This is a genomic window from Mycobacterium sp. (genome assembly GCF_049608025.1).
Taxonomy (GTDB): Bacteria; Actinomycetota; Actinomycetes; order Mycobacteriales; family Mycobacteriaceae; genus Mycobacterium.
In genome coordinates, this window is record NZ_JBMYXC010000042.1 from 21184 (window position 1) to 30251 (window position 9068).

The following is a 9068-nucleotide window of genomic DNA, read 5'->3' on the forward strand; positions in this document are numbered from 1 at the left end:
AGTGCATCAGCGAGCAACACCAGCAGTACTTCTGAAACAGCAGTCGGAGTAGGACAAGAGGAGAAAACGTCATGACCGCAAGCAATGACGTCCGGGTCGCGATCGTCGGCGTGGGCAACTGCGCGTCCTCGCTCGTGCAGGGCGTGCAGTACTACAAGGACGCAGACGAGAACGTCGCCGTTCCCGGCCTCATGCACATCAAACTCGGTCGGTACCACGTACGCGACGTGAAGTTCGTCGCCGCGTTCGACGTGGACGCCAAGAAAGTCGGCTTCGACCTCTCCGAGGCCATCTTCGCCTCGGAGAACAACACCATCAAGATCGCCGACGTGCCGCCGACCAACGTCACGGTGCAGCGCGGCCCCACCCTCGACGGCATCGGCAAGTACTACGCCGAGACCATCGAGGTCTCCGATACCGAGGCCGTCGATGTGGTCAAGGCGCTCAAGGACGCGAACGTCGACGTGATGGTCTCCTACCTTCCGGTGGGCTCCGAAGAGGCCGACAAGTTCTACGCCCAGTGCGCCATCGACGCCGGTGTGGCGTTCGTCAACGCGCTGCCGGTCTTCATCGCCTCGGACCCCGTATGGGCCAAGAAGTTCGAAGACGCCGGCGTGCCAATCGTCGGCGACGACATCAAGAGCCAGGTCGGTGCCACCATCACCCACCGCGTGATGGCCAAGCTGTTCGAGGATCGCGGCGTGCAACTCGACCGGACCATGCAGCTCAACGTCGGCGGCAACATGGACTTCCTCAACATGCTTGAGCGTTCGCGCCTGGAGTCCAAGAAGATCTCCAAGACCCAGGCTGTCACGTCCAATCTGCAGCGCGAGTTCAATACCAAGGATGTGCACATCGGACCGTCGGATCACGTCGGTTGGCTTGACGACCGCAAGTGGGCCTACGTTCGGCTGGAGGGCCGCGCCTTCGGTGACGTGCCGCTGAACCTGGAATACAAGCTTGAGGTGTGGGATTCGCCCAACTCGGCCGGTGTCATCATCGACGCCGTCCGGGCCGCGAAGATCGCCAAGGACCGTGGTGTCGGCGGACCTGTCGTCGCGGCCTCGGCATACCTGATGAAGAGCCCGCCCAAGCAGCTGGCCGACGACGTCGCCCGCGCCGAACTCGAGGACTTCATCGACAGCTGACGCTGTTGCCGGGCATCTGCGCGGATGCCGAGTTGGCCGGCATGTGGCGAGTGTGCCTTCCTACGAGACGACTCCGGCAGACCGGTGTCGTTGATGCACTGGCCAGCGCCATGCGCATCGGGTCACGCCCGTCGTCCGCGCAACATTGCCAACGCCAAACAGGTTAGACTGTCGAATTATGGTGGACGCGGAACCGCAGGTCAGCGAACTGGCCGGCGAATTACAGCGCGTGCTCTCCAAGGTGCTCGCCGTGCTCCGCCACACCGGACGGACCTCCACCTCCGGAGACCTCACGCTGGCCCAACTCTCCATTCTGCTCACCCTGCTCGACGAGGGCCCGATTCGGATGACCGACCTGGCTGCTCGCGAGCGGGTCCGCACACCCACCACCACGGTGGCGATCCGCAGGCTCGAGAAGTTGGGGCTGGTCAAACGCACCCGCGACACGTCGGATCTGAGGGCGGTCCTGGTGGACATCACCCCCGAGGGACACGCCCAGCACCGGGAAGCGCTGGCTTCCCGGCAGGCGCACCTGGCCGCACTGCTCAGCAAGCTCAGCGAGGACGAACTCGACGCGCTGGCCAAGGGCCTGGCGCCGCTCGAGCGAATCGCCGAATAGCTCCTCAGCCCAGCCAGTCCAACACCGCCGCCGCGGTCCATGACTGCTGCATGCTGCCCAACGGTTCCCCGGTGAACGGCTCGTAGTACTCCGCGAAAGTTCCGTCACTGGCCTGGCGCAGGCCCTCCCGACGCAGGATCGCCGAGCGCTCAGCCCAACCGCGCCTGGCGAAACACCAGGAGAACAGCCACGTCATCACCGGCCACACCGGCCCGCGCCAGTACTCGCGAGGACGGAAATCGCGAGACACCGGTGACGTCGACGGGACGAGCGCGTAGGCGAGGTCGGGGTGGCCACAGAACCGCGGACCCTCCAGCAGCCGCAACAAAGCCCGCTCCCTGTCGTGCGGCAGGCCGCCGCATAGCAGCGGCGCAAACTGCGCCACCGTCTCGGTGGCGATCCACCTATCCGCACGAACGTCGTAATCCCTTGCCGCACCGGTTCGTTCGTCAGTAGTCGTGATGACACCGGCCCGGAACCGCTGCGCCCACGCATGCAGGTCCTTCACATCGGCGTCCGGCCGCTTGTGGTCTTCACCGATCTCGGCCAGCACCTGGCAGGCCACCGAGAGAATGGCGGAGACGAAAACGTCTTCCACGGCGAAGCTCACTGCTTTGGGCAGCAGCTCATCGTCGTAGCGGGCGGCCTTCATCTCCTCGACCAGCCATAGGTAGCGGTCGTACTCCAGATCGCTGGGACGCTGGCTGGCGTCGGTGTTGATCTTGTTGTCCTCGCGCTGATACTCCGGCACATCGCCGGGAATCACGTTGGCGTACGCGCTGTCCCATCGCGGGGAGTTATCCATCCCAGACTCCCAGCCGTGGTACACGGTGACCCGGCCGTTGTCATTCTGGTCCCGGCATTCGGCCAGCCAGCGATGCCACTGCACCAGGGCGTCCCAGCGGCGGTCGAGGAACGACTCGGCGACCGCGCGCGTCGAACGGCCGCGGGTACGCGCATGGTCGAGGATGCGCTGAACCGCAATGGCGTGCACGGGCGGCTGCATGATCCCCGAGGTCTGGTGGGTAAGGGGTGCATCGGCCGAAAGCGTCGAGCACGCCCAGCGCGCCGGGCCGGGGAAATACCCGTCGACACCGTTGGCGAAAACGATGTGGGGGATCATGCCATTGCTCCACTGTGCCGACAGCAGTGTGTCGAGCTCGACGACGGCCCGCTCCACCGACAGCGGAGCCAGCCCGATCGCCACAAAGGCGGCGTCCCAGCTCCACATGTGCGGGTACAACAACGGCGCCGCCGTGGTCATCGCACCGAGGTCGTTGCCGCGCAGCAGGTACGCGGCGCGCGCCGCGAGTTGGGTGGGCGCGAAGCTGGGGTCGTGGGGCATCACCCTCCATGATGCGACTTTCCGGGCCTCGGTGCATTGTCGGTACTGTTCTGGTGTGCCGACCGCGATGATCACCGGGGCCGCCGGCGGACTTGGATCTGCGCTCGCCGATGCGCTGGCCCCTACGCACACGCTGCTGCTGGCCGGCCGCCCTTCCCAGCGGCTCGACGCCGTCGCCGAGCGCCTCGGAGCCACCACCTGGCCCTTCGACCTCGGCGATCCGGACTCGATCGCCGCCGTTGTCGAACCCATCGTCGAACTCGATGTGCTGATCCATAACGCGGGGGTGGCCTACCCCGGCCAGGTGGCGGAGTCCTCGGTCGACGAGTGGCGCGCGACCATGGCCGTCAACCTGATCGGCCCGGTTGCCCTCACCCTCGAGTTGCTTCCGGCGCTCCGCAGCGCGGCCGGTCACGTGGTGTTCATCAACTCAGGTTCCGGGATCAACGCTTCGACGGGGCTGGCCGCGTACTCGTCGAGCAAGTTCGCGCTGCGGGCCTTCGCCGACTCACTGCGCAGCGATGAGCCGTCCCTGCGCGTGACGTCGGTGCATCCAGGGCGAATCGCGACGGCTATGCAGGAGGACCTCATTGCCTACGAGGGCCGCGTCTACAACCCCGAGCAGTTCCTCAGCCCGCAGACCGTCGCGCAGGTCACCGCTGACGCCATCAGTACGCCGCGCGACGCCCACATTCACGAGGTCATCGTCCGCCCCCGGTGATTTCGGTGCAGTTTGTCACGGTGGGCGTGACGTTCTACGCCGAAGTCGCAGACGCGATGGTGGCGAGTACCCGCTGCGGGTACTCGGTGAGGTCCAACCAAGTAAATCGAAAAACCTGCCAGCCCCGTAGTGCGATGGTGTTCTGTCGTTCTCGATCGTGCTGGAAGGACTCTTGCCCGATGTGAAAGGCCCAGCCGTCGACCTCGATCGCCACCTTCGCGGCGACGAACGCGACATCGATCTTGTACCGCCCCAGTCGGTAGTTCGCCCGCCAACCCGTCATCCCGGCCTCCTGCAACAACTTCACCAGAAGCCGCTCGGCCTCGGATTGAGCGCCACCCGCGGCGGCCTGCAAGAGGACGCGCGCGGACGGCGAACCGTGGCGGCCCTTGTTCCGCATATGGGCGGCCCACATATCGCGAAGTGCCACATCTCGCTGCAATGCCCTATCCATCACCCGGGGCTCGCCACGGCCGCGCACTGCGGCCTCGATCGCCGTGAGTGGCACGGCGGTGACGCGGAGCCCCCGCCGCCCCACCACGTCGGATCGCTCCAGGTCGCGGCGGCGTACCCGCACGCCGGGGCGCTTGCGCCCACTTCCGCGGCGGGGAACCGTCACCTCGACAAGGTCGGGCGCGAACCCGGTGAGGCCATGCCACCACGCAGCAGCCAGTCCGCTCGCCGCCGCGTGTTCGCCGTACTGCCAGACGGCGGCGCGGATGCGGGCAGCATCGCCGAACGGTCGGTCGTCAACGAAGTACACCCCGCGTGAGCACTGCCGCCAGGACCCCGCTTGGACACGCCGATTGACCGATTGTCTACTCAGTCCGGCAGTTCGCGCCTGGGCGAGCGTGATGACCCCGTCGTGGCTGCGCAGATAGTCGTTGAGCACATATGAGCTGACGCCCGACAGCGCCACCCGGTTCCACGCCCGGCGACTTCGGTGCAGTTCGTCACGGTGAGCGTGACGAACTGCACCCAAATCCCACGGCTACAGGACCACGTTGACGAGTCGGCCGGCGACCACGATCACTTTCTTGGGCGTTCGGCCATCCAGGAACGCCGCGATCTTCTCGTCGGTCAGTGCCGCCGCTTCGACCATGTCCACGCCAGCGTCTGCCGATACAGTGACCCGCCCGCGAACTTTCCCGTTGACCTGCACCGGATACTCGACGGTGTCCTCGACCAGATACCGCTCATCGGCCACCGGGAACGGGCCGTGAGCCAGTGAGCCGCCGTGGCCCAGCCGCTGCCACAGCTCTTCAGCCAGGTGCGGCGCCAGGGGCGCAACCATCAGAACCAGCGGCTCCAGCGCAGCGCGGGCTGTCACTGCCTGCTTGGTCAGGTGATTGGTGTACTCGATGAGCTTGGCCGCCGCGGTGTTGTTGCGCAGCGCGGCATAATCCTCCGCCGCGCCGGCGATGGTGCGGTGCAGCAGCCGAAGGGTTTTTTCGTCCACTGCATCGTCGGTCGTCTTGGTCGCTCCGGTTTCTTCATCCACGACCAACCGCCACACCCGTTGCAGGAACCGGTGCGCGCCGACGACGTCTTTGGTCGCCCATGGCCGCGACGCCTCCAGCGGTCCCATCGACATTTCATAGACGCGCAGCGTGTCCGCGCCGTAGTTGTCACAGATGTCGTCGGGCGACACCGAGTTTTTCAGGCTCTTGCCGATCTTTCCGAACTCCTGTGACACCGGGATCTCTCCGTCGGGGCCAGTCCAGTAGAAACCCCCGTCGCGCTCGACTACCTCGCCCGCCGGAACGTAGGCGCCTCGGGCATCGGTGTAGGCGAACGCCTGGATGTAGCCCTGGTTCACCAACCGCCGGTAAGGCTCTCGCGAGCTGACATGGCCGAGGTCGTAGAGCACCTTGTGCCAGAACCGAGCGTAAAGCAGATGCAGAACGGCGTGTTCGACACCGCCCACGTAGAGATCGACTCCGCCGGGGTCGTCAGGACCGTGCTCAGCCGGCCGCGGCCCCATCCAATACGCCTCGTTCTCCTTGGCGCACAACTCTTCTGTGTTGTACGGATCGGTGTAGCGCAGCTCGTACCACGAGCTACCCGCCCACTGTGGCATGACATTTGTGTCGCGGGTGTAAGCCTTGAAGCCATCGCCGAGGTCGAGCTCGACGTTCACCCAGTCGGTCACCTTCGCCAGCGGCGGTGACGGCTCGCTGTCGGCGTCCTCGGGATCAAAGAGCACCGGCGAATAATCGGGAACATCGGGAAGTTCGACGGGCAGCATCGACTCCGGCAACCCCCGACTGCGGCCCGCCGCGTCGTAGACGATGGGGAAGGGCTCGCCCCAATACCGCTGCCTGGCGAAAAGCCAGTCCCGAAGCTTGTATTCGGTTCGCTCCCGGCCAGCCCCCTTCTCGACCAGACGTTCGGTCATCGCTTTCTTGCCTGAGGCCACGTCCATTCCGTCAAGGAAGCCCGAGTTCACCATTACACCGTCTCCGGTGTAGGCCTCACCTAAGACATCAACGCCTGCAACCACTTCCCCCGATGGTCCCCTGCCCTGCGGGCCTGGCTCCACCGCGGCTGCCGGCCGCACCACTTCCAGAATCGGCAAACCCAACTCGGTCGCGAAATCCCAGTCGCGCTGGTCCCCGCCGGGCACCGCCATGATCGCGCCCGTGCCGTATCCGGCCAACACATAGTCGGCGATGAACACCGGGATCTGTTGTCCGCTAGCGGGATTCGTTGCATATGCGCCGAGGAACACGCCGGTCTTGGAGCGGTTCTCCTGGCGTTCCAAGTCCGACTTCGCCGCGACCTCCCGCCGATAGGCGGCCACCGCGTCCGCCGGCGTCGCCGCTGCATATGTCCACCGCGAATCGACCTCCGCTGGCCACGACTCGGCGATGAGGTCCTCGACCAGTTCATGCTCGGGAGCCAGCACCAGGTACGTCGCGCCGAACAGCGTGTCCGGACGTGTGGTGAACACTTCGATGTCGCCCGCGGCCGGCGCCGAATCAACGGCGAAGAACACCGTCGCACCCGTCGAGCGGCCGATCCAGTTTCTCTGCATGGTCTTGACTTTTTCCGGCCAGTCCAGCAGATCGAGATCGTCCAGCAACCGGTCAGAGTAAGCGGTGATCCGCATCATCCACTGCCGCAACCGTTTCCGGAAAACCGGAAAGTTGCCGCGCTCGCTGCGGCCGTCGGCAGAAACTTCTTCATTCGCGAGAACCGTGCCCAAGCCTGGACACCAGTTCACCACCGAATCTGCCAAATAGACCAGCCGGTAGCCGTCCACGATATCGGCGCGTTCATCGCTGTTCAGCTGGGACCAATCACGACCGTCACCGACCGATCTGGTCCCGGCGTCGAACTCGTCGACCAGTTCGGCAATCGGGCGGGACCTGCCCGCCGCAGAGTCGAACCACGCATTGAAGACCTGCAGAAAGATCCACTGGGTCCATTTGTAATAGTCCACGTCGGTAGTGGAGAAGCTGCGCCGCGAATCGTGGCCGAGTCCGAGCCTCTCGAGCTGGCGGCGGAAGTTGACGATATTGGCCTCGGTGCGAGTTCGCGGATGCGTACCGGTCTGGATCGCGTACTGCTCGGCGGGCAGTCCGAAGGCATCGAAACCCAAGGCGTGCAGAACATTACGCCCCGTCATCCGGTAGTACCGTGCGTATACGTCGGTAGCGATGTATCCCAGCGGGTGGCCTACATGCAGGCCTTCGCCGGATGGGTAGGGAAACATGTCCTGGACGAACATCTTGTCGGCGGGCACCTCGGCACCGTCGCTGGGCGCCAGCGAACCGACTGGGTTGGCCACATCGAAAGTCCCTGACCTCGACCACCGCTGCTGCCATGTCCGCTCGATCTCGCCCGCCAGTTGCGCCGTGTAGCGGTGCTGTGGAGTGTCGGCGGCAGAGGCGGGCTGCGCAGTCGGCGTTTCGGTCACGCCACCAGGGTATAAGCACCCCGATCGCCGATCCCGGGGCCTGGGCTTGGTCTCGGTTCCGTTGCGGATGCGTCAGGGGTTGGTCCCAGCTGGAGTTTTGGTCTGGCAACGGCGTGGTGGCCGTGGATACATTCGCCACCTGGCCAGGAGGGACGATCCCGGAATTGCCGGGAACGGATGTGAGATGGAACCAGAGGACTGCAGTCGATGAGCGAAATCGCCCGCTACCGGCGGATTCTGGCAGGTGGGGCCGCGGTCGGCGCCGCGAGCATGCTGAGCTTTGCGGGCGCTACGGCATCCGCCCAGCCGACGAATCCGCAGCCGCCACCCGCCCCCGCGATTGTGAACCAGACGGCCACGATGGCACCCAGCGCCGCAACGCCCCAGGCCACCGGCCAACCCGCGGCGACAGTGGCACCCAGCGCCGCAACGCCCCAGGCCACCGGCTCGGCGGCGCTTCCCGCCGGCTCGACCGCCGCCGCACCACCCGCCGCAGCAGCACCCGCGGCAGCAGCACCCGCCGCCGCAGCACCCGCGGCAGCAGCACCCGCGGCCGCGCCACCGCCCGTGACCATCACCCCGGCAACCTCGGGCACCCTCACCGAATACTTCGCAGGCTCGGGCGTCTCGCTCGAGCCGCAGTCCAGCCAAGGCTTCCGTGCACTGAACATCGTGCTGCCGATGCCGCAGGGCTGGGCACACGTCCCCGACCCCAACGTCACGGACGCATTCGCAGTGATCGCCGACCGAGTCGGCGGCAACGGACTCCACACGTCCAACGCCCAGGTTGTGGTTTACAAGCTGATCGGCCAGTTCGATCCGCAGGAAGCCATCAGTCACGGGTTCGTCGACAGCCAGCAACTGCCGGCGTGGCGTTCCACCAAAGCATCGTTCGCCGAGCACAACGGCATGCCCTCGTCCCTGATCGAAGGCACCTACCGGGAGAATGCCATGACGCTGAACGCATCGCGGCGCCACGTGATCGCCCCCTCAGGCCCCGACCACTACCTTGTGTCACTGTCTGTGACCACCAGCGTCGACCAGGTCGTGGCCGCTGCCGACGCCACCGAGGCCATCGTCAAAGGCTTCAAGGTCAGCGCGCCCTCGGCGCAACAACCGCCGGGGGTTGCGCCTGCGCCGGCGGTTGTACCAGGCGCAGCCCCGGCCAGCCTTCCGGCACCCGCAGCACCCGCAGCCCCGGCCAGCCTTCCGGCGCCCGCAGCACCCGCAGCACCGGCCAGCCTTCCGGCACCCGCAGCACCCGCAGCCCCGTCGGTGGCAACGCCGCCTCAGCCGCTGGGGCTGCAGGGGTA

The 9068-nt window shown here is 66.1% G+C and carries 7 protein-coding genes; 4 read left to right on the top strand and 3 right to left on the bottom strand.

Annotated elements, in window-relative coordinates; genetic code table 11:
* The first annotated feature begins 71 nt into the window (after window positions 1–71).
* Both ACPGXI_RS13495 and ACPGXI_RS13500 read left to right on the top strand, forming a co-directional pair.
* A complete protein-coding gene (locus ACPGXI_RS13495; RefSeq protein WP_526653683.1) occupies window positions 72–1148 on the top strand; it encodes an inositol-3-phosphate synthase in 1077 nt (358 codons plus the stop codon).
* A 178-nt stretch (window positions 1149–1326) separates the two neighbouring features.
* A complete protein-coding gene (locus ACPGXI_RS13500; RefSeq protein ID WP_526653685.1) occupies window positions 1327–1767 on the top strand; it encodes a MarR family winged helix-turn-helix transcriptional regulator in 441 nt (146 codons plus the stop codon).
* A 4-nt stretch (window positions 1768–1771) separates the two neighbouring features.
* Here the strand turns inward: ACPGXI_RS13500 and ggh are convergent, their stop codons facing one another.
* A complete protein-coding gene (gene ggh, locus ACPGXI_RS13505; protein ID WP_526653687.1) occupies window positions 1772–3112 on the bottom strand; it encodes a glucosylglycerate hydrolase in 1341 nt (446 codons plus the stop codon).
* 55 nt (window positions 3113–3167) lie between these two features.
* On the opposite strand from ggh, the gene ACPGXI_RS13510 reads away from it, so the two are divergent.
* On the top strand, window positions 3168–3833 hold the full coding sequence (locus tag ACPGXI_RS13510) for an SDR family oxidoreductase (RefSeq protein WP_526653689.1): 666 nt from the start codon (window positions 3168–3170) through the stop codon (window positions 3831–3833).
* Window positions 3834–3867: 34 nt separating this feature from the next.
* Here ACPGXI_RS13510 and ACPGXI_RS13515 read toward each other — a convergent pair whose 3' ends face one another.
* Entirely contained in the window at window positions 3868–4725 is an 858-nt protein-coding gene (locus tag ACPGXI_RS13515) for a PDDEXK-like endonuclease domain-containing protein (RefSeq protein ID WP_526653697.1), read from the bottom strand.
* A gap of 99 nt (window positions 4726–4824) precedes the next feature.
* On the bottom strand, window positions 4825–7755 hold the full coding sequence (leuS, locus tag ACPGXI_RS13520; RefSeq protein WP_526653691.1) for a leucine--tRNA ligase: 2931 nt from the start codon (window positions 7753–7755) through the stop codon (window positions 4825–4827).
* A gap of 207 nt (window positions 7756–7962) precedes the next feature.
* Here leuS and ACPGXI_RS13525 point away from each other — a divergent pair.
* On the top strand, window positions 7963–9068 hold a 1106-nt coding region (locus ACPGXI_RS13525), incomplete at its 3' end, for an LpqN/LpqT family lipoprotein (protein WP_526653693.1).

Coding starts and splice junctions, on each gene's coding strand:
- ACPGXI_RS13495 (WP_526653683.1), top strand. CDS start 72: ATGACCGCAAGCAATGACGTCCGGGTCGCGATCGTCGGCGTGGGCAAC.
- ACPGXI_RS13500 (WP_526653685.1), top strand. CDS start 1,327: ATGGTGGACGCGGAACCGCAGGTCAGCGAACTGGCCGGCGAATTACAG.
- ggh (WP_526653687.1), bottom strand. CDS start 3,112: ATGCCCCACGACCCCAGCTTCGCGCCCACCCAACTCGCGGCGCGCGCC.